This window comes from Corynebacterium sp. HMSC064E08 (assembly GCF_001811805.1).
In the GTDB taxonomy this organism is placed as follows: Bacteria; Actinomycetota; Actinomycetes; order Mycobacteriales; family Mycobacteriaceae; genus Corynebacterium; species Corynebacterium jeikeium_D.
Map to the genome: position 1 here is coordinate 480031 of NZ_KV806700.1, position 18550 is coordinate 498580.

The window sequence follows — 18550 nt, forward strand, 5'->3', positions numbered from 1 at the left end:
CGAAAAGTGGCATGAAAGTGTCATAAACTCCTACAGTTTCACATTTGCAGCCCGTAATCGGCAGCCCGTGATTAGCCCCCAACGACAAAACCCGCCCTATCTCAACGAGACCGGGCGGGTTCTGCTTTTAAACGTGTACGCGACGCAGCACGCGCGCTCCTGCGATAACGGCAGGAATACTGGCTTACTTGCCGAGCTTACGACGCTGCACGCGGGTACGGCGAAGCATCTTGCGGTGCTTCTTCTTCGACATGCGCTTGCGACGCTTCTTAATGACGGAACCCATCGGCTCGACCTCGCTATTCGTTGACGGAAATTTCTTTTCTTGCACAATGGCGGCGTACTCAATGCGGCCTTACAACCGCCGAGATGTCACGCCCTTTTTCCTTCCGCCTTCACAGCTAGATACTTCATGACTTGAAGACGATAGGAAACAGGGGCGCAGCACAGCACCATGTACTAATCGGATTAATCATAGCGGGGACATATGCGTTCAGGTCAAACAGCCCCGCTTAAAGGCAGAAAAAATTAACCCGCGTTGTAGAAGGAGGAGTCCAGGTATTCCTTGACTGCGGACTCATGGACGCGGAAAGAACGGCCAACGCGCACTGCCGGCAGCTCGCCAGCGTGAACCAGGCGGTAGACGGTCATCTTAGATACGCGCATGATGTCAGCAACTTCCGCAACGGTCAGAAAGGTGCCTTTATCTGCATTCTGCATTAGTAAATATTCCCTTCAGCGCACGCGACGCGCTGCAGGCTTCCCCTCCTGCAGAAAATCGTGACACGCACGTGCTTTTCATATCCTACCGGTAGGCAAGGTGCCGGTGCGATTTTTGATAAAAAATAGGGGCATTGGCGAATGGTGTGACAGTTGTGACTAACCCATCGTCCCTGCGTATCGGATTAGCTACTGCCACTGACCATCTCCAATGCCCCAAATATTGGGGTTACTTGTACACCCGCTTCCACGCGGCGACATACTTATTTACCCATCTCGTTGGCCTTGTCATAGCAAGCCTGCAGCGCACGATGCACCGCGCGACGAATGCCCTCTTCCTCGAAAACTCGGGTGGCCGCAGCTGTTGTACCGCCCGGCGAAGTGACATCGGCACGCAGCGCAGTCGGGTCCGCACCTTCCTGCATCATCATCTCAGCCGCACCAGCAGCCGTAGCCGACGCCAGACGCTTAGCCTGATCACGCTTGAGCCCCAGGTTCACACCCGCGTCGGTCATCGCCTCGACGAACTGGAAGAAGTAAGCCGGACCGGAGCCCGAGACTGCAGTGACTGCAGACATCAGCGACTCATCGACAACCTCAACGCTGCCGACCTTCTTCAACAGTTCGACAACCTCGTCGGTCTGGCTCTCCGTGACAAAGCGGCCCGGCGCGACTGCACAGACCCCCTTGCCCACCAGCATCGGGGTATTCGGCATGACGCGGATCACCGGAGTACCGACAGCACAGACGCTTTCCATCTTGTCCAGCGTGATGCCAGCCGCCATCGACACCACAATGGTGTCGACCTCAGAGTCATCGAGCACGTCGGCAATCTGCTCGAGCATGTCGATAATCAAGTACGGTTTTACGCACAAGAACACCACGTCGGCACCGTCGACGGCCCCTACTGGGTCGTCGGCATCGACAATGCCGTAGGTCTCCTTCAGACCGGCCAGGCTCTCCTTGGTGCGCCCCACCACATAAATCGAGGAAGGCGAGACACCACCGTCGATGAGACCACCGACGAGTGCGCTACCAATCTTTCCGCCACCAATTACAGCAATTCTTGTCATGGACGCTAAGTGTGCCAAAACTGGCCCACACATGCGAATGCAGGGACCGGAAAACTACGCTTCCGACCCCTGCATCAGGTGATGATTATTCTGTTGACCCCACTACAACTGGAAGAGAATCCAGGGGCCAAATGTCAGCGCCAAACCGACAAGTCCCGCGAGAATCGGTGTCAGTTTGTCCTTCTCACGGCGCAGGTAGTTCGCCATTCCCGCGAAGCCACCAGCGACCACGAGAGCCATGATGACAACCACGATCTTTGGCAGCGACGACCAGGCCATGGTGAAGCCCAGGAACACCAATGCACCAGCAATCAGACCCACGAAAACCTGGATTAGCAGCAACGGCACCGAGAGGGAATTGTCCTCAGCGTAGCCATCGCGCGCGACGGCCTTGCCCTTGGAGCTCTTGGATTCTTCACGCTTAACGACGTCCCGGGGCTCCGCCTGCTTCTCGTCAGCTGCGGCCTGGGTCGGTGTGGTCTCGACCTGTGCAGCCTCAGCGGGGGCGTCCTCGGCCTGCTCAATATCGGCCTGTGCGTCTTCCGCCTGTGCAACTTCAGGAGCAACAGCGGCTGCCACTGCCGCCTTGGAAGCGGCACCGGTATCGGCGTCAGCGTCGGCAGCCTCGAAGCTAGCGGTTTCCTGAGCGGCTTCAGCCTCAGCAAGCTGTTCACCGTCGACGTCATCCGATTCAGCGGATACCTCGGACTCTTCGTTGACATTGTCCTGGACAACCGGAATGGAGGCGGTCGGACGGTCGTCGTAAGCGTTGGAACCGGTGAGTACTGCACGAGCGACTGGCCCCGGCTCCCCAATCTGCTGCGACTCGTCTGCCATGTCACGCAGTTCGGTGAAGGTGTAGGTAATCTCCGAACGCTCGGAGTTGACCATGACCGGACGGGGTTCCATCGGAATTGCCAATGGCACCGCCGGGGCTGCTGGCTGCGCAGTTGGTGTGCTCTGCGCGGCTTGCTCCTGCTGCGAAGCTGCCGGTGCTACCGGAGCAGCCGGTTCTTCAGCAACTTCGGTAACTTCGTCAGCTTCGGCCTCCGCGACCTCGGCCTCAGCGACCTCGGCATCAGCCTCAGCTACTTCCGACTCCTCTTCTTCCTGAGCAGCAGCTTCAGCCTCGGCCTCAGCTTGAACCTCATGCTCCGAAGAATCCGCCCCTTCAGCAACTACCACTGAATCAGCGACAGCCTCCGAGTGCTCCGGAGCTTCTACCTCCGGTTCGGCTGCCTGCGCTTCTTCGGCGGCGTTGGCCGCAGCTTCTTCGGCAAGCAGATCGCTCGTAGTCGTCTGGTCGTCGTCTGCGTTGGAAAGAGCGTGAGCACCACGTCGCGGTTCGTCGGCCTTTACACGAGGGATTGAGCCGGTGAGTTCCTGAACGGACACACCGCCTTCTTCAAGGCTGCGTCGACGGCGGCGCCGCGGTGGTTCAGAGGGGGCTCCCTCCTTCTGCCGCCGCGCCAGCAGTTCGGCAACGGTGAGCTTTTCCTCGCTCATCTCAACCCTTTCCGTATAGGTCACTGTCCAGTCGTCGGAAGATGATGCCCTCGCGCAGCGCCCAAGGACAAATCTCGACCTTCTCTAATCCCAATGCTCGCATACTAGCCTCTGCAACGAGAGCACCTGCGACAATTTGGTGAGAACGATTCGCACTAACACCCTCAAGTTCAGCACGGTCAGCCGCCGTCATGCGGGAAATAAACGCAATCAACTGGCGCAAACCAGCGGCAGTCAGAGTGCGCTTAACCCTGGGACCAGCGGCGGAAGGCGCCGCACCGGTCAGGCGGGCGAGAGTGCGGAAAGTCTTCGAGGTGGCGACAGCCAAGTCCGGCTCACCAAGCGTACGCAGATGACGCGCTGGCTCAGCGAGCTCAGCATCAATGTAATCGCGCAGCAGGTCAATCTTCTTGCGCTCCGGCGGATCGGTCTCGAACCACTCGTGGGTCAAACGTCCCGCACCGAGCAGCAGCGAGTACGCCGCCTCCGGATCTTCATCAGTACCCGACGTCAGCTCAAGAGAACCGCCACCGATATCCAGGTTGATTAGACGACCAGCAGACCAGCCGTACCAGCGCCGTACTGCCAAAAAGGTCAGACGAGCCTCATCCTCGCCGGAGAGAATCTGCAGCTTAATGCCAGTTTCTTTCTCAACGTGGGCGAGAACCTCGTCCGCATTCGTGGCATCGCGAACAGCTGAAGTGGCGAAGCTAATCATCTCTTCGCACTTCATCTGCTCAACCAATTCCTTGGATTCAGCGACGTAGCCCGTCAGCTTGTCAATGCCCTTCTTGGACAGGTTGTTGTCCTTATCCAGGTACTCGACCAGCTTCATCGTCGACTTGGAATCACTCATCGGAGTCGGATGTCCGCCCCGGCGGGCGTCCACCATCACCAAGTGGACGGTATTACTACCTACATCTAATACACCTAATCTCACTCTTAGTAGGTTAGACGGTCTACGGTGTATTGGTGTGAATCAACCCCACCCCCGCCCCGGTCGCGGACCGCAACCGTCTCCCGCTGAAGTCGCCTATGACTTTCCCCGCGAGTGGTTCGAGTTCGCCCACCCGGAGGACCCAGAACATATCATCACCTGCGACCTAACCTGGTTGATGAGCTCCTATCAATGCGCTTTCGGCACCTCCGCTTGCCAGGGCATCGACTCCGCGAACGCGGATGTCGGATGCTGCGGCCATGGCGCCTTTATCACCGACGAAGAAGACCGCGAGAGGGTTATTGACGTCGTAAAGCGAATGGAAGGCGACTCCGCAGAGCCCCAGTGGTGGCAGAACCGCCCCAAACAAACCCTGAAGTGGCTCGAAACCTACGAAACCGACCCCTCCGAACCGTTGGAACCGTGGTTAGTGTGGGACGAGCTTGACGACGAAAACGGAGAGCCTGAGCCTGCTCTGAAAACGAAGGTCGTGAAGAATGCCTGCATTTTTGCCAACCGTGACGGGTGGCGCAATGGTGCGGGCTGTGCCATCCACCAGTGGGCAATGGCCAACGACATTGACCCCGTGAAGGTCAAGCCGGATGTGTGCTGGCAGGTGCCGCTGCGCCGACTGGAGGACTGGGAGGAACGCCCAGACGGCCAGGAGATTCTGCGCACGACCATTACTGAATATGATCGTCGTGCCTGGGGCGATGGCGGCGAGGACTTTGAGTGGTTCTGCACGGGCGCGCCGGCCACACATACCGGTGGCGAGCCGGTGTGGCGCACGCACAAGTCCGAGCTAATAGAGCTCATCGGCGAAGAGTGCTACGAAATTCTCGCGGAGCACTGCCGTGCCCGAGAAGCAGCGGGCGCGGCCAAGGTTTTCGGGCCGAGTGGCTACCCACTGCTGGCGATTCACCCGGCCACACGCGCAGCGGCCGAGGGGCTGGCACCGGACGAGGTTTAAGTCGAGGTTTCTCAGACCGCCGGCGGAGATCGTCGGCAGCAGTCTGCTGAGCTAGTCCTCGAACTTGTAACCCAAGCCGCGAACGGTGACCAGGAATTCTGGCGAGGAAGGATTGCGCTCAATCTTGGAGCGCAGGCGCTTGATGTGTACGTCCAGCGTCTTGGTGTCGCCGACGTAGTCGGAGCCCCAGACGCGGTCGATGAGCTGGCCACGGGTGAGCACACGACCACGGTTGCGCAGCAAGTACTCCAGCAGGTCGAATTCCTTGAGCGGCATTGCGACATCATCACCGTCAACGGTGACTACGTGGCGCTCGACGTCCAGCACGACCGGGCCGCCGCGCAAGACCTCCTCGTAGAGATCCTCGACATCGTCGGAGTCGTCGTGACGACCGCGGCGCAGCACAGCGCGGATACGGGCAATAAGCTCGCGGGAGGAATACGGCTTGGTCACATAGTCATCCGCACCAATTTCGAGGCCGACGACCTTGTCAATCTCAGTGTCACGGGCGGTGACCATAATCACTGGGACAGAGGACTTTAAGCGGATGTTTTTGCAGACCTCGGTGCCACTCATACCTGGCAGCATGAGGTCCAGCAGCACAATGTCCGGTTCTGCCTTGGAGAATTCTGCAAGTGCTTCCTGGCCGTCAGCGGCCATCCGCACCTCGAATCCTTCGCGCTGCAGCAGAAACGCAAGCGGCTCCGCCAAAGCCGTCTCGTCTTCGACAATAAGTACCTCAGTCACGGATTAGTTCATTCCTTCCTTGGAATCCTTGTTCTGGGAATCCTTATCCTTGCCACGGGTTTTGCCCGTACCTCGCTGCGCGTTTTTCTTAGCCGCAATTTTACCCGCAGGCGGGGTGTGGCCGATTGGCAAACGTGCAGATACATCGCCATCATTCGACGTGGAACCGTTCTTTTCCATCAGCGGGAGCTCAATGGTGAAGGTCGATCCGGTGCCCAGCCGACTCCACAGCTTGACGGTTCCCTTGTGATTCGCTGCAACGTGCTTAACAATTGCCAAGCCCAGACCGGTACCGCCTGTCGCCCGCGAGCGTGCCTTATCCGCACGGAAGAAGCGCTCGAAGATACGCTTCTGATTCGCCTGGGAAATGCCGATACCGCGGTCAGTGACGCGGATAGCGACGGTGTCGTTATCCTCCTTGACCGCAGTCACAGATACTGGCGTGGCCTCTGGCGAGTAGTTGATCGCATTTGAAATCAGGTTGGACACTGCGGTGATCAGCAGGCTGCGTTCACCTTCAACCACCAAATCCGGTTCACAGTCAACGGTGATTTCAATACCCGCCTGCTCAGAGAGCATCTGGTTACGACGCACAGCTCCCTGGACAATCTCTTCAACCTTCACGGGAGACATGTCCGGCAGCGGCTCTGCCCCCTGCAGCTTCGACAGCGAGATGAGCTCCGTAATCATGGTCGACATCCGCTTAGACTCCTGCGTCAGGCTCTCACTAAAGTGACGCACGGCAACCGGGTCGTCGGTAGCTTCATTCAGCGCCTCGACCAAGAGACTGATGGCACCTACCGGCGTCTTGAGCTCGTGGGAAACGTTAGCCACAAAGTCACGTCGCGCGGCCTCCATACGGGCCTGTTCGGAGACATCCGCCGCATAAATCACCACAAAACGGTCGTCCACCAGTGACAACGGAGTTAGCTGACAGCGGACAATTGTGTCCGGCGCCCCCGCCCGGCGCGACGGCAGCACGAGTGTCAGCTCCTGGTCCTCCTGCGAGTCAAAGACCCTGAGCGCAGCTTCCCAGCCCACGTCATTGAGGCGGCGCTCATAGACCAGCCCCAACTTGTGCGCCATGGAGTTCGACAAAATCAAATCACGTGAGATGTCAACGACCACCACACCCGTCGGAGACTTCTGAATGGCCAGGTGCATGACCTGCGCCATGGTGGTTATTGAACTTTCCTCGTCGCTCTTCTGACGCCGAGCGGCGTTATAGGCACCCGAGACAACTCCACCAAGAATCAGCACAGCTGCCATAACCGCAGCACCTAATAGAGCGGCGATAATGATTTTTGACACGGGTCTTACCCTAAGCTCTTTTCACAGTCCGCGCGCGCTGAAAAATCATTGCGCTAGCTAGCTCTAAATAGACCAAGGAGCACAGCCTCACTTGGCTGCGCCCCTTATCGGCCTATCAAACACCTACATATTTACTTGTTGCCCTGAGCGGCAACAGCAGCAGCACCTGCAGCTGCAGCTTCCGGATCCAGGTAGGTGCCACCCGGGTTCAAAACCTTGCCCTCAGCATCAAAGTCGTAAACCAGCGGGATACCGGTCGGGATGTTCAGAGCGGCAATGTCCTCGTCCGAGATGTTGTCCAGGTGCTTGACCAGTGCACGCAGGGAGTTACCGTGAGCTGCCACCATGACAGTCTCACCGGCCTTCAGACGCGGCAGGATTTCCTCTTCAAAGTAAGGAATGAAACGCTTGACGACGTCCAGGAGGCACTCCGTGCGCGGAACCTCATCCAGGTTGGCGTAACGCGGGTCATTAGCCTGCGAGAACTCGCTGTCATCCGACAGCTCCGGCGGCGGAGTGTCGTAGGAGCGACGCCAGGACATGAACTGGTCCTCGCCGTACTTCTCCTTGGTCTCTGCCTTGTTCAGACCCTGCAGAGCACCGTAGTGGCGCTCGTTCAGACGCCAGTCACGGATAACCGGAATCCACAACAGGTCAGCGGTATCCAGGGCAATGTGTGCGGTGTTAATTGCGCGACGCAGCAGCGACGTGTAGAGAACCTGCGGCTTCAGGCCTGCCTCTACGAGCATCTCACCGGCACGTACTGCCTCAGCGCGGCCCTTGTCGGTCAGTGCAACGTCGACCCAGCCCGTGAACTGGTTGGATGCGTTCCACTCACTCTGGCCATGACGGACAAGAATCAGTTTTCCATTGCTCATACCCCTAATTGTGCCCCAAAACGGGAAAGCCCGCCGTTCGTTGCCCCGCTATGTGGGTTGCTACCCCCGGCTACTCAACCATGTGGCGGAACTGCTCCAGATTGGCCAGGTTTTCCCCACGGTCAACCCGCCACTCCCACTCGCGCTTAATTGCCGATGCAAAGCCGCGTTCGAGGATCTGGTTGAAGTCCCCATCGGCCGTCTCGAGCAGCTGACCGAGGAGGCGGTCGAGGTCATCGTCGGAAAGCTCAGCCGGCAGTTGACCGACCAGGTAGATGTCGCCGGCGGCGTCGATGGTGTAACCGATGCCGAACAGGCGGCGGTTGCGCTGCAGCAACCACTTGTAAACGGCCTCGTGGTTTTCTTCGACCGCGCGACAGACGAAGGCTTCAACACGCAGGGAGTCCGGTGCCGGGATGAGGCCGACGACAGTCTTGAGCTTCTTCTTACCAGGCAGGACCACCACGGCGGCATTGTCTGCAATACCATGCTCGACACCGAGGCGTTCCAGCTGCTCACCGAGGGATTTCAGCTGTACTTGGATGTCCGTGCTCATCGTGAATCATCTCCCTGCTTTTGTGGCTACGGCTCTGGCGGTACTGAAGCTAACGAAACCTACCGGGAGCCGCCCGCATCCCGGATAGAGCCGGGACAATTTTCCTTTTGGAGTTCGGTTCGATGATAGACATCGGCCAACCGATCCACGGTCTTTTGCCAGGAAAACTCCAAGGAGTGCTCACGCGCCTGGGTGGCCAATTTAATGCGTAGCTCGTCGTCCTCCACCAGGCGACCGAGGGCATCGGCCCAGGCTGCGGGCTCGTGACCGTCGACAAGCAAACCGCTGACCCCATCGTCGACAGCGATGGAGAGTCCGCCGACATTCGCCGCGACGACGGGAGTTCCGGTGGCTTGAGCCTCCATCGCCACCAACCCGAAAGTTTCGTTGTAACTGGGCACGGCGACAATATCTGCGGCCTGGTAGAGCTTCGCCAGATCCTGCGGCGGGCGCGGGGGCATGAACCGGACTAGGTGATCAATCCCCTCTTCCGCGGCGAGATTGGTGAATTCGTCGGGCGCGTGCAGCCCAGAACCGGACAGGCCACCGCAGATAATCACTCGGACATTAGTGGCGGGATGGCGACGCATGAGCTCACCGACACCCCGCAGCAATACCTGCGGGCCTTTCAGCCGCTGCAGCCTACCGACGAACAAAATGACCTTAGTGTGCAACGGGATGCCCAGCTCACGACGGGACCGCTCGGTGGCACGATCACTGCCCGGCGAAAAGAGCTCCACGTCCACCCCGGGCGGCACGACATTGATGCGCCACGGGTCGGCATCGTGGAGATCCGCGAGCTGCTTAGCCTCGGCATCGGTGTTGACGATGAGCCGGCACGCATTGTCCACAATCTGCTGCTCACAGATACGCCGAGACTCCGGCTCCGGCGTATCTCCCTCCGCCAGATGGAGATTCTTCACTGCCGCCAGCGTGTGCGCCGTGTGCACAAACGGAATGTCAAGCAAATCCGACAGCAGCCACCCCACCTGGCCAGAGAGCCAGTAGTGCGAATGGATCAGGTCGTATTCAATCCCCTGTTTGCGGGCGAATTCAATGACCCCACCGGCAAAGGCCGGCATCTGCGTAGCCAGGTCTGACTTCTCTAACCCCTCATAGGGACCAGCCACAATGTTGATGACGCGGAAGTTCTCACTGACCTGAATCACCGGCCCATCGCTGGAACGCGTGGCGCGGGTGAAAACATCCACCTTCACACCGCGTCGTGCCAGCTCCTCGCAGGTGCGCAGCACGTAGACATTCATGCCACCAGCGTCACCGATGCCCGGTTGCTCCAGCGGAGAGGTGTGCATGGAGATCATCGCGATGCGGTTCGGCCACGCCGGGGTGTTAGAGGTGGCTGCGTCTGCGCCCGCCGTTGCCGCCGGAAATGTTTCGCTCATACTGCCCAGAGTGCCTACGCCAGGGGCAACCCCGCAAATGAGTACCTCAAATACGTGTATCGGAATTCCGGCATCGCAGTGCGACGTACGGCACAATAGAGGTCGATACCTACTACGTCGTAGGTTATTATCACCTCACGACATATTCAGGTGCTAAACAAAAATTTAGGAGGACCCCATGGCCGATACATCCAGCTCACACGCTGCAAATGACTCTGCCCCAGCTCACGGTTCCGCACCCAACGCTGCGGTTTCCAAGGCCTGGCTGAACTTGTATCCGGAGTGGACCCCACCCCACATCGACTACAACTTCGACACCCTCCTAGACGTCTACCGCCACACTCTGAGCAACCACCCGCGCCGCAAGGCACTGACCTTCTTCGGTCGCTCCACCTCGTATGCGGAGCTGGATGCCAAGGTTCGCAGCGTTGCCGCCGGCCTGCGCGCACTTGGCGTACGCAAAGGCGATCGCGTGGCACTGCTCATGCCGAACTGCCCGCAGCACGTCATCGCCTACTGGGCAGTTCTGCACCTCGGCGCTGTTGCCGTAGAGCACAACCCCCTCTACACCGCCCACGAACTGCGCCACCCATTCAACGACCACGGCGCCCGCTTTGCCATCTGCTGGGACAAGATCGTCCCCGTACTTGAAGACCTCCGCAACAACACCCCGCTCGAGACCATCATCGCGGTCAATATGCTGCAGGACCTGCCGTTTGTCATGCGCACCGCCCTGTCGATCCCGCTGCCGAAGCTCCGCGCCGCCCGCGCTAAGCTGCACTCCTCCGCACCGCAGGTCATGGGTTTTGACGCTTTGCTTCACGACGCCGTCGGCGGAGATGGCCACGACCTCCAGGCCGATGAATCCATCACTGCCGATGACACTGCAGTGATGATGTACACCTCTGGCACCACGGGCTCGCCAAAGGGCGCACAGTTGAGTCACCAGGGGTTGGTAGCGAACATTCTGCAGGGTAAGGCCTGGGTGCCGGGCCTTGGCAAGGAGCGGGAAATCTCCCTCGGCATCCTGCCAATGTTCCATGCCTACGGCCTGACCATTGTCACCAACTTGTCCATGCTGATTGGCGCTGAACTGGTGCTGGTGCCGGCACCGGAGATTCCGCTGATTATGAAGGTGATGAAGAACAATCGCCCGACATGGGTGCCTGGTGTGCCGACTCTCTACGAGAAGATTGTCGAAGCAGCCGAGCGCGATAATGTCGATCTCTCCGGGGTAAAGTTTGCCTTCTGTGGCGCCGCTACCCTGCCGGTTTCCCTTGTACAGAAGTGGGAGAAACTCACTGGCGGGCGCCTTGTCGAAGGCTACGGCCTCACCGAAACGTCACCGATTATCGTCGGCAACCCGATGGACGGCAACCGCCGCCCGGGCTACGTTGGCCTGCCATTCCCCGACACCGAGGTTGCCATCGTTGACCCCGAAAATCCCACCAAACTCCGCGCTGACGGCGAGGAGGGCGAGGTCATCGTCCGAGGCCCACAGGTTTTCGCCGGTTATCTCAACCTCCCGGAGGCAACGGAGAAGTCCTTCACCGATGGGCCTGCTGAGCTTCCCGCTGGCGACCGTTGGTACCGCACCGGCGATGTCGGAGTCATGGAGTCGGACGGCTTCATCAAGCTGGTTGCCCGCATCAAGGAGGTCATCATCACCGGTGGCTTCAATGTCTACCCGGCCGAGGTCGAGGAAGTACTGCTCTCTCACCCGGACATCACCGATGCCACGGTCGTCGGCCTGCCGAAGAGTGACGGCTCCGAGATGGTCGTGGCCGCGATCACCCTTGCTGACTACGCCCGACTGGATTCCGACGCCTACCGCGACCACTGCTACGACAACCTGACCCGGTACAAGGTGCCGCGCGCATTCTTCCACCTGGAGGAACTTCCTCGCGACCAGATGGGCAAGGTCCGCCGCCGCGATGTCCGCGACGTGCTGCTCACACAGCTGGAGCAGAAGGGCCAGAGCGTCGATTCGCTTTCCCACCGCAAGTCCCATTAGTTCACGGTGGTTTTGTAGTTGGGATAGGGGCCTGAGTAGAGCGGGCTCCTATCCCTTTAAGGCGGACCCCGGCTCCCCCCCCCCCAGACTTAGTGACTAGGTTTATGACAAAAAACTAAGGGTGAATACTATTCACATGTCATAAACCTAGTCACTTTCTCTATCCCCGCCATTGGGAGAAGGCCCGGGAGCGCAAACTGAGGACTACCCGGCGGTTCTATCAGCCCCAGCACCCCCGTTAGTCCCATCAGGCACGCTAGCCTCTCCAGTCCGCCCCCACTGGCCATCAGCCACCCGCCGCGGGCCTAATCGATGCTCACGCCGACCCACACCGGCTCGGGCACCAGGGTCACGCCGAAGGCCTTTTCCACACCAGCGCGCACATCGCGCGCTAAAGCCACCAAGTCGGCGGCGGTCGTAGGCGTACCATCGCCGGACTCCCCGCGGTTGGTCAGGGCAAGAGTGTGCTTAGTCGACAGTCGCGCGGGCGCACCGTCACCGGGGTAGCCCTTGGGGAACCCGGCGCGCTCGATAAGCCACGCCGCCGAGAGCTTCACGGCTCCCTCGTGGCCGGGGCCAGCGGGGAATGCGGGCATATTCGCGGCCTCATCGGCCCCACGCAGCGCGGCAACCTTTGCACGCACAGCCTCCACCGAGTTCTCCGGAATGATCGGGTTGGTAAAGAAAGAACCCGCGGACCAGGTATCGCGGTCAGCATCTTCGAGCACCATGCCCTTGCTCCGGCGCAGCTCAAGCACCTTTTCACGCACCAACTCAGCCGGCCTGCGAATCTCGCCAGCCGCAGCCTCGGCCTCGTCGACGCCCAGGCGCCGCGCCAGTTCGCCATAGCGAAGTGGCACGGACATGCCATCCACACTGAGCTCGAACCGCACGGCCAGCACCACTGCCCGTGCGGTGAACTTCAGGTTCGAGTAGCGGTAGGAAAGGTCGAGAGACTCCGGTTCCACCCACTCGACCGAGCCGGTTGCGCGGTCGTAAAGCTGCACCGCGTCCAGGACCTGCGACACCTCAGCACCGTAGGCGCCCACGTTTTGCACCGGAGTGGCTCCGGCCGATCCCGGAATACCCGACAGGCATTCAAGGCCGCCAAAACCTGCGTCGACACTCATCTCCACGACCTCGTCCCAGACCGCACCGGCCTCGGCCTCCACGATTGCCGACACGGACTCCAGCCCGTGTCCGCGAGTGCTCATGGTCACGTTGTCGGCCTCGATCACCACGGCCACCAGCGGCTCGAGTTCATCGGCTACCACCAGGTTGGATCCGCCTCCCACGATGAGGAGGGGCACGTTAGCGTCGTCAAGCGCGCGTACAACATCGACCACAGCGTCCGTCGTGCTACACCGGACGACGGCACGCGGCATCCCGCCGAGGCGGAGCGTCGTCAAATCTGCGAAAGCGGTATGCGTGCTGAGCTCCACCCCCTCTAGCCCCGCAAGCCCATCGATGGCTTCTTCCATGTCGGAGGTCAGGTGAATTGGGTTCGGCGATTGGTCGAGATTTTCCACGCCCCTAGCGTAGTGCAAATTACGTATCATCAAGCGCATGACTACGACTAACACGCACACCGTCAACTTCGACCAGCCGATTGAGAAGGTTTACGAGGCCCTCACCGACGCCGGTTTCTGGGAGAAGGTCGCAAACCGTTTCTCGGCAGCTGACGGCAAGGTGGAAAAGTTCGAGACCACCGATGCTGGCACGACCGTCGTGATTCGCCAGACCGTCTCTGCTGACAAGATTCCGGCGCAGGCGCAGAAGTTCGTCAAGTCCGGGGTCGGCATGACGCGCACGTTCGTCATCAGCCCGCTTAACGACGACGGCGCGACCTCTACCGTGACCACAGAAGCTTCGGGCGTACCGGCGTCTTTCAGTGCGTCCCAGAAGCTCACCGCCCAGGGTGAAGGTTCCGTGCTGACCACCAACTCCGAGTTCGCCATCAACGTGCCGCTGCTCGGTGGCAAGCTCGAAGAGAAGGCAGCTCCGTACCTGGAACGCGTCCTCAACGCTGAGACCGCTGTGCTGGCGGACTACGTCGCTAAGTAGGTTGCGCAGCGGGGCACTCCGGGGCGACACCGAGGGGACGGATACCGGGCGAAGATAAGTGGTAGCGACGGAGCCGTCGTTAAGCAAGACTGGGAACCATGAGTTCTGCTAAACGCTCGTCGAGCGTCAAAGTCCTGCCCACCGTCCTCGGTGTCATCATCGTGGTGGCACTCATTGCGATTGCCGGCGAAATCGGCGTCCGGATGTTCGTGAGCAAGGAGATTTCCGACGGCTACCGCACCTCCGCCGAAGAGCGTGGTGCGACGGTCACTGAAGACCCCAAGGTTTCTTTCGGCACCCGCCCGATGCTGCTCGCCTTGGCCACCAAGTCAGTGCCCTCGATGGATCTGTCCACTCCGAACACACTGGAGGTCAAGAACCCGGAGGCGCTGGGTGGCGCACCGGAGATCAACGGTGACCCGGCAGCGGAAGTGCACCTGGAAAACGTGGATCTGAGCAATCGTGCGGATCCGACCGCAGAGTCGCTGCGAGTAGACGTCACAATCCCACCTCAACTGCTGCAGGCGCTAATTAACCGGGAAAGCGGTGTACGCGCTTCCACAATCACGCCGTTGCCGGACGAAGGCCTGTTCAACATTGAATTCGCCTCCGGATTTGCGACCTCCAAGTTCCGCCCGATTGCCAACGGCGGTCATATCGAAATCAACTTGGAGGGCGGCTCAATCCTCGGCTTAAACCTCGATGGCCTGGCCGGCTGGCTGGGAGAAGCGAGCGGTACGCTGTTGAGCTACGACATCGGCCACGGTATGCAGGTGGAGGAAGCACACGTCACAGGGGAGGGCCTGGCGTTGACGCTGACGGGCGCAAATCTGCCTTTGTCGACCGTGAGCGAACTTACCTTTAGCTAGCAGGTAAGATACCGAGAATGACTCGCTCTCTCATCACCGCAAATAGCGGTACTCCCACCGAGCGCCAGTACATCTTCTCGCTCGGCTGTCCAGACCGTACCGGTATCGTTTCCACCCTGTCGACCTTCCTGTCCGACATTGGTGCATGGATTACCGAGGCGGACTTCTTCTCCGACCCGGAGACCGGATGGTTTTTCACTCGCCAGGCGGTCCGCGCCGACGCTCTCGACCTGACGGTAGAAGAGCTGCGCGAGAAGTTCGCTGAGCTCGTCGGTGATTGGGGCCCTGAGGTCCGCTGGAAGGTCACCGACAACGCTGTCCCGAAGCGCGCTGTCATCCTGGTGACCAAGGAAGGCCACTGCCTGCAGGATCTGCTCGGCCGCGTCGCACAGTCCGACTATCCGATGGAAATCGCTGCAGTAATTGGTAACCACCGCGATCTGGAGCCACTGGTCGCAGCGTATGACATTCCCTTCCACCACGTGCCCTTCCCCAAGGATGCCGTCGGCAAGCGTAAGGCATTCGATGAGGTCGCCGAGATTGTCGATGCCGAAAACCCGGATGCCATCGTGCTCGCACGTTTCATGCAGATTCTGCCGCCGGATCTGTGCGAGAAGTGGGAAGGCCGCGCAATCAATATCCACCACAGCTTCCTGCCGTCGTTCATGGGCGCGCGCCCGTACCTGCAGGCTTATCGACGTGGTGTGAAGCTCATCGGTGCCACCTGCCACTACGCCACTGAGGACCTCGACGACGGCCCGATTATTGAGCAGGACGTCATGCGTGTCTCCCACAAGTACACCGCTGCGGACATGCAGCGTGAGGGTCGCGATGCGGAGAAGCAGGTCCTCGCCCGCGGTTTGCGCTGGCACCTGGAGGACCGTGTGCAGGTCTACGGCAACCGCACCGTGGTGTTCCAGTAGATTACCGTGGTGTTCCAGTAGGTTTTCGGGGAGCCAGACCTATCCCTATCCCCTCCCCCAGAAAGAAAGTGTCTGGGTTTATGACAAAATAACCGGGTTTTTCACCCAGAAACTGTCATAAACCCAGACACTTTCTCAGTTGTGCGGGCTAACACCCGCCCTGGGCTAGCACCCGCCCGGGACTAATACCCGCCCTGTGCGTTCGACAAAATGTCCTTGATCTGTGGGCGAACATCCAGCCAGTAAATACCCGTGATGACTAGTCCGGCAATCAGCGGGATGCCCAGCATTGCCCAGCCCAGCCACGGCAAGAGCAGGAAGATAGCCGAACCGACCAGCATGCCGGCCCAGACGTTGCGGCTCTTGCGGTCTGCAGCGTCAAAGGCATCCGCGCGGGTGGTGATGACAAGCACCGCACCGATTAGCGCCAAGATGCCGATGACAAACGGAATGGCGAACTGAAACAGGACGTCCACATAGACGGAAATTGCCATCAGCGGCGAATCCGCAAGACTGGGCAAAGATGGTAACAGGCGCACCGGGGGAACAACTCCTTTAACAGGGATGCATTGCTTTTTACATGCTAACGCACACGGTCTGATGTGCTGGGTTGTGCTGCTAAATAGCCCCAAACACCAAGGTCGACAGGGTGTAAATAGCCAAACCGGCCAGTGATCCGACAACGGTGCCGTTAACGCGAATGAACTGCAGATCGCGACCGACCATCAGCTCAATCTTGTCGGAAGCCTCATCGGCATCCCAACGCTCGACGGTCTCGGAAATGATCGACGTAATCTCGCCCGCGTAATTCTCAGCGATGAAGACGACAGCCGCTTCCAAACGGCGATCCATTCGCTTGCGCAACTCAGGATCGGACTGGATCCGCTCGCCGTAGCGAGCGGCCGTTTCCGAGACCTTCCGACGGAGCAGGGAGTCCGGGTCGCGGGCAGCGTCGACAAGCTTTGCGGATGTCGATGCCCAAATCTTCGCCGGTGCCTGTGTGACGGCAGCGGACGAAAGAATATCAGTCTTAATTTCTTCGACCTTGGCGATGGTTTTCTCGTCGTTCTGCAAATCAACGGCGAGCTGTGTGAGGAAGCGGTGGAGCGCCAGGCGCGCGTCGTGCTTAGGGTCATGCTGCACCTGCCAGGTCCAATCAACCAGCTCGCGATAGACCTTGTCGCCGATGAGATCGTTGACAAAGCTCGGCGCCCAGGATGGGGCACGCTCTCCGACGAGACGGTCGATAAGATTCTGCGAGCCCAGCGACTTCCGGTGCAGCCACTCAGCCATCTGCTGGACAATAGGCTCGGTGCGCCCCTCTTCGATGAGCTGCTCGAGAACCTTACCCGCTGGTGGCCCCCACTCCGGGGCTGCAACTTCGTCGATGACTGCTGACTTCAGCACTGCGGCGGCATCGTCAGGATTAATCGCCTCCAGCACATTTCCGGTGAACTTACCGACCTCTGCGGACACTTTGTCGGCGTTTCCCGGCGCTACCAGCCATTCGCCGATACGCTCAGGAATCTCGGCCTTACGCACCTTGTCCACAATCAAAGCGGGGTTCAGGAAGTTATCACCGACGAACTGCGCCAGGGACTCACCGACCTGGTCCTTCTTGCGGCGGACGATAGCGGTGTGTGGGATAGGAATGCCGAGCGGGTGGCGGAACAGGGCTACGACTGCGAACCAGTCGGCGAGGGCACCGACCATGCCAGCCTCAGAAGCAGCGCGAACGTAGCCCACCCACGCGGGCACAACTTCGCCTGCGGATAAGTGTGAAGACTCAATACCGCGGCATGTGAAATACACAGCGGTTGCGATGACCAGCAGCATCGTAGCGAAGGCCTTGGCCTTACGCAGTTGCGCACGTTTTTCCGCCTCAACCTCTGGTGATGGCCCGGGAACTTCGAGACGGCCCGAGACCGTATCTACAGCTGCCGGGAGCTTAGCGGGGTTGTTATCCATGTGTATAGATTAGGCGCCGAAAACGCGAAAATGCCACCGCGCCGCAGTCCGCTGTTGGTGAGAGAGGTACTTCTCAATACTTCCCTACCCCAGCGCACTGTGCACAGTGGCATCAACTGTGGAGGTGCTAGTTCAAAAGGCTAGCGTTGCATCCGCCTAGAGGCGAGCCCCTTTAAACTGGGGCAAGCCTTTAGTGGTGAGTGCCGAATTCCTTTCGGTAAGCCTTGTAGTCACGACGACCGATGGAGATGCAGGCCAGACCCGCAATAACCATAACCAGTCCGACTACCAGGCCAGCCCACATGAACACGCTGCCGTCGAAGTTCCAACCACCGGTGTAGTCGGTGTAGTTGGCGGCATCCTTAGCCAGGAAACCGTTGCTGTGAGAGGCAGCAGTCTGGTCGGCAAAAACGGTCGTTGCGAGACCGAAAATGAAGGTGCCCCAAGCCGCCAGAGAGGCGAGCATGAGTCCCATGCCAATCCAGGTAATGCTCTTGTGAAGCGAGGAGTATTCGGCATTCATGCTCTGAGGCACGTAACCGTCGACGAAGTGCTCTTCGCCCTGGTAACGCTTGACTGCATTCGCCATAATCTATGTCCCTTCTGGAAAA

19 protein-coding genes are annotated in these 18550 nt (G+C 59.6%); 5 read left to right on the top strand and 14 right to left on the bottom strand.

Features of this window, described 5'->3' with window-relative positions; genetic code table 11:
• Nucleotides 1-184: 184 nt before the first annotated feature.
• The 5 genes from HMPREF2820_RS10720 to HMPREF2820_RS07810 form a co-directional block, all read right to left on the bottom strand.
• Nucleotides 185-286 carry a 30S ribosomal protein bS22 gene (locus HMPREF2820_RS10720; protein ID WP_003855542.1) on the bottom strand — a complete coding sequence of 34 codons (102 nt, stop codon included), beginning with the start codon at nucleotides 284-286 and terminating at the stop codon, nucleotides 185-187.
• Nucleotides 287-528: 242 nt separating this feature from the next.
• Entirely contained in the window at nucleotides 529-720 is a 192-nt protein-coding gene (locus tag HMPREF2820_RS07795) for a helix-turn-helix domain-containing protein (RefSeq protein ID WP_005509751.1), read from the bottom strand.
• A 263-nt stretch (nucleotides 721-983) separates the two neighbouring features.
• Nucleotides 984-1793: a pyrroline-5-carboxylate reductase gene (gene proC, locus HMPREF2820_RS07800; protein WP_016421983.1), complete on the bottom strand. Its 810-nt coding sequence runs from the start codon at nucleotides 1791-1793 to the stop codon at nucleotides 984-986.
• Nucleotides 1794-1895: 102 nt separating this feature from the next.
• Nucleotides 1896-3299 carry a hypothetical protein gene (locus HMPREF2820_RS07805; RefSeq protein ID WP_070603567.1) on the bottom strand — a complete coding sequence of 468 codons (1404 nt, stop codon included), beginning with the start codon at nucleotides 3297-3299 and terminating at the stop codon, nucleotides 1896-1898.
• Nucleotide 3300: 1 nt separating this feature from the next.
• On the bottom strand, nucleotides 3301-4239 hold the full coding sequence (locus HMPREF2820_RS07810) for a Ppx/GppA family phosphatase (RefSeq protein ID WP_161798518.1): 939 nt from the start codon (nucleotides 4237-4239) through the stop codon (nucleotides 3301-3303).
• A 34-nt stretch (nucleotides 4240-4273) separates the two neighbouring features.
• Between HMPREF2820_RS07810 and HMPREF2820_RS07815 the strand changes: the two genes are divergently transcribed.
• Complete coding sequence (locus HMPREF2820_RS07815) at nucleotides 4274-5206, top strand: DUF3109 family protein (RefSeq protein ID WP_070439088.1); 933 nt, start codon at nucleotides 4274-4276, stop codon at nucleotides 5204-5206.
• Nucleotides 5207-5257: 51 nt separating this feature from the next.
• On the opposite strand, the gene HMPREF2820_RS07820 is transcribed toward HMPREF2820_RS07815, so the two are convergent.
• The 5 genes from HMPREF2820_RS07820 to mshA all read right to left on the bottom strand — a co-directional run bounded on the left by HMPREF2820_RS07820 (nucleotide 5258) and on the right by mshA (nucleotide 10020).
• Complete coding sequence (locus HMPREF2820_RS07820) at nucleotides 5258-5953, bottom strand: response regulator transcription factor (protein ID WP_005510057.1); 696 nt, start codon at nucleotides 5951-5953, stop codon at nucleotides 5258-5260.
• Nucleotides 5954-5956: 3 nt separating this feature from the next.
• A complete protein-coding gene (locus HMPREF2820_RS07825; protein ID WP_070603568.1) occupies nucleotides 5957-7264 on the bottom strand; it encodes a sensor histidine kinase in 1308 nt (435 codons plus the stop codon).
• Nucleotides 7265-7395: 131 nt separating this feature from the next.
• Nucleotides 7396-8142: a phosphoglyceromutase gene (locus tag HMPREF2820_RS07830; protein ID WP_016421977.1), complete on the bottom strand. Its 747-nt coding sequence runs from the start codon at nucleotides 8140-8142 to the stop codon at nucleotides 7396-7398.
• A 70-nt stretch (nucleotides 8143-8212) separates the two neighbouring features.
• Nucleotides 8213-8698 (bottom strand): type III secretion system chaperone family protein, encoded by a 486-nt coding sequence (locus HMPREF2820_RS07835; RefSeq protein WP_049172367.1) that lies wholly within the window; start codon nucleotides 8696-8698, stop codon nucleotides 8213-8215.
• 59 nt (nucleotides 8699-8757) lie between these two features.
• On the bottom strand, nucleotides 8758-10020 hold the full coding sequence (gene mshA / locus HMPREF2820_RS07840) for a D-inositol-3-phosphate glycosyltransferase (protein ID WP_172620248.1): 1263 nt from the start codon (nucleotides 10018-10020) through the stop codon (nucleotides 8758-8760).
• A gap of 259 nt (nucleotides 10021-10279) precedes the next feature.
• On the opposite strand from mshA, the gene HMPREF2820_RS07845 reads away from it, so the two are divergent.
• On the top strand, nucleotides 10280-12115 hold the full coding sequence (locus tag HMPREF2820_RS07845; protein WP_083308455.1) for a long-chain-fatty-acid--CoA ligase: 1836 nt from the start codon (nucleotides 10280-10282) through the stop codon (nucleotides 12113-12115).
• Between the two features lie 305 nt (nucleotides 12116-12420).
• Here the strand turns inward: HMPREF2820_RS07845 and HMPREF2820_RS07850 are convergent, their stop codons facing one another.
• Nucleotides 12421-13596, bottom strand: coding sequence for a UDP-N-acetylmuramate dehydrogenase (locus HMPREF2820_RS07850; RefSeq protein ID WP_070603666.1), 1176 nt, complete (start codon nucleotides 13594-13596; stop codon nucleotides 12421-12423).
• Between the two features lie 85 nt (nucleotides 13597-13681).
• On the opposite strand from HMPREF2820_RS07850, the gene HMPREF2820_RS07855 reads away from it, so the two are divergent.
• From HMPREF2820_RS07855 to purU, 3 genes are all read left to right on the top strand, one after another.
• A complete protein-coding gene (locus HMPREF2820_RS07855) occupies nucleotides 13682-14179 on the top strand; it encodes a DUF2505 domain-containing protein (protein WP_048732343.1) in 498 nt (165 codons plus the stop codon).
• A gap of 98 nt (nucleotides 14180-14277) precedes the next feature.
• The gene (locus tag HMPREF2820_RS07860; protein WP_016421971.1) at nucleotides 14278-15048 is read left to right on the top strand and encodes an LmeA family phospholipid-binding protein; all 771 of its coding nucleotides are present in this window, start codon (nucleotides 14278-14280) and stop codon (nucleotides 15046-15048) included.
• 17 nt (nucleotides 15049-15065) lie between these two features.
• Nucleotides 15066-15971 (top strand): formyltetrahydrofolate deformylase, encoded by a 906-nt coding sequence (purU, locus tag HMPREF2820_RS07865; RefSeq protein WP_016421970.1) that lies wholly within the window; start codon nucleotides 15066-15068, stop codon nucleotides 15969-15971.
• Nucleotides 15972-16153: 182 nt separating this feature from the next.
• Here the strand turns inward: purU and HMPREF2820_RS07870 are convergent, their stop codons facing one another.
• From HMPREF2820_RS07870 to HMPREF2820_RS07880, 3 genes are all read right to left on the bottom strand, one after another.
• The gene (locus HMPREF2820_RS07870) at nucleotides 16154-16510 is read right to left on the bottom strand and encodes a DUF2516 family protein (protein WP_016421969.1); all 357 of its coding nucleotides are present in this window, start codon (nucleotides 16508-16510) and stop codon (nucleotides 16154-16156) included.
• A 79-nt stretch (nucleotides 16511-16589) separates the two neighbouring features.
• Nucleotides 16590-17939 (bottom strand): DUF445 domain-containing protein, encoded by a 1350-nt coding sequence (locus HMPREF2820_RS07875; RefSeq protein ID WP_070429268.1) that lies wholly within the window; start codon nucleotides 17937-17939, stop codon nucleotides 16590-16592.
• Between the two features lie 190 nt (nucleotides 17940-18129).
• Nucleotides 18130-18528, bottom strand: a complete 399-nt coding sequence (locus HMPREF2820_RS07880; RefSeq protein ID WP_016421967.1) for a hypothetical protein — start codon at nucleotides 18526-18528, stop codon at nucleotides 18130-18132.
• Nucleotides 18529-18550: the final 22 nt, after the last annotated feature.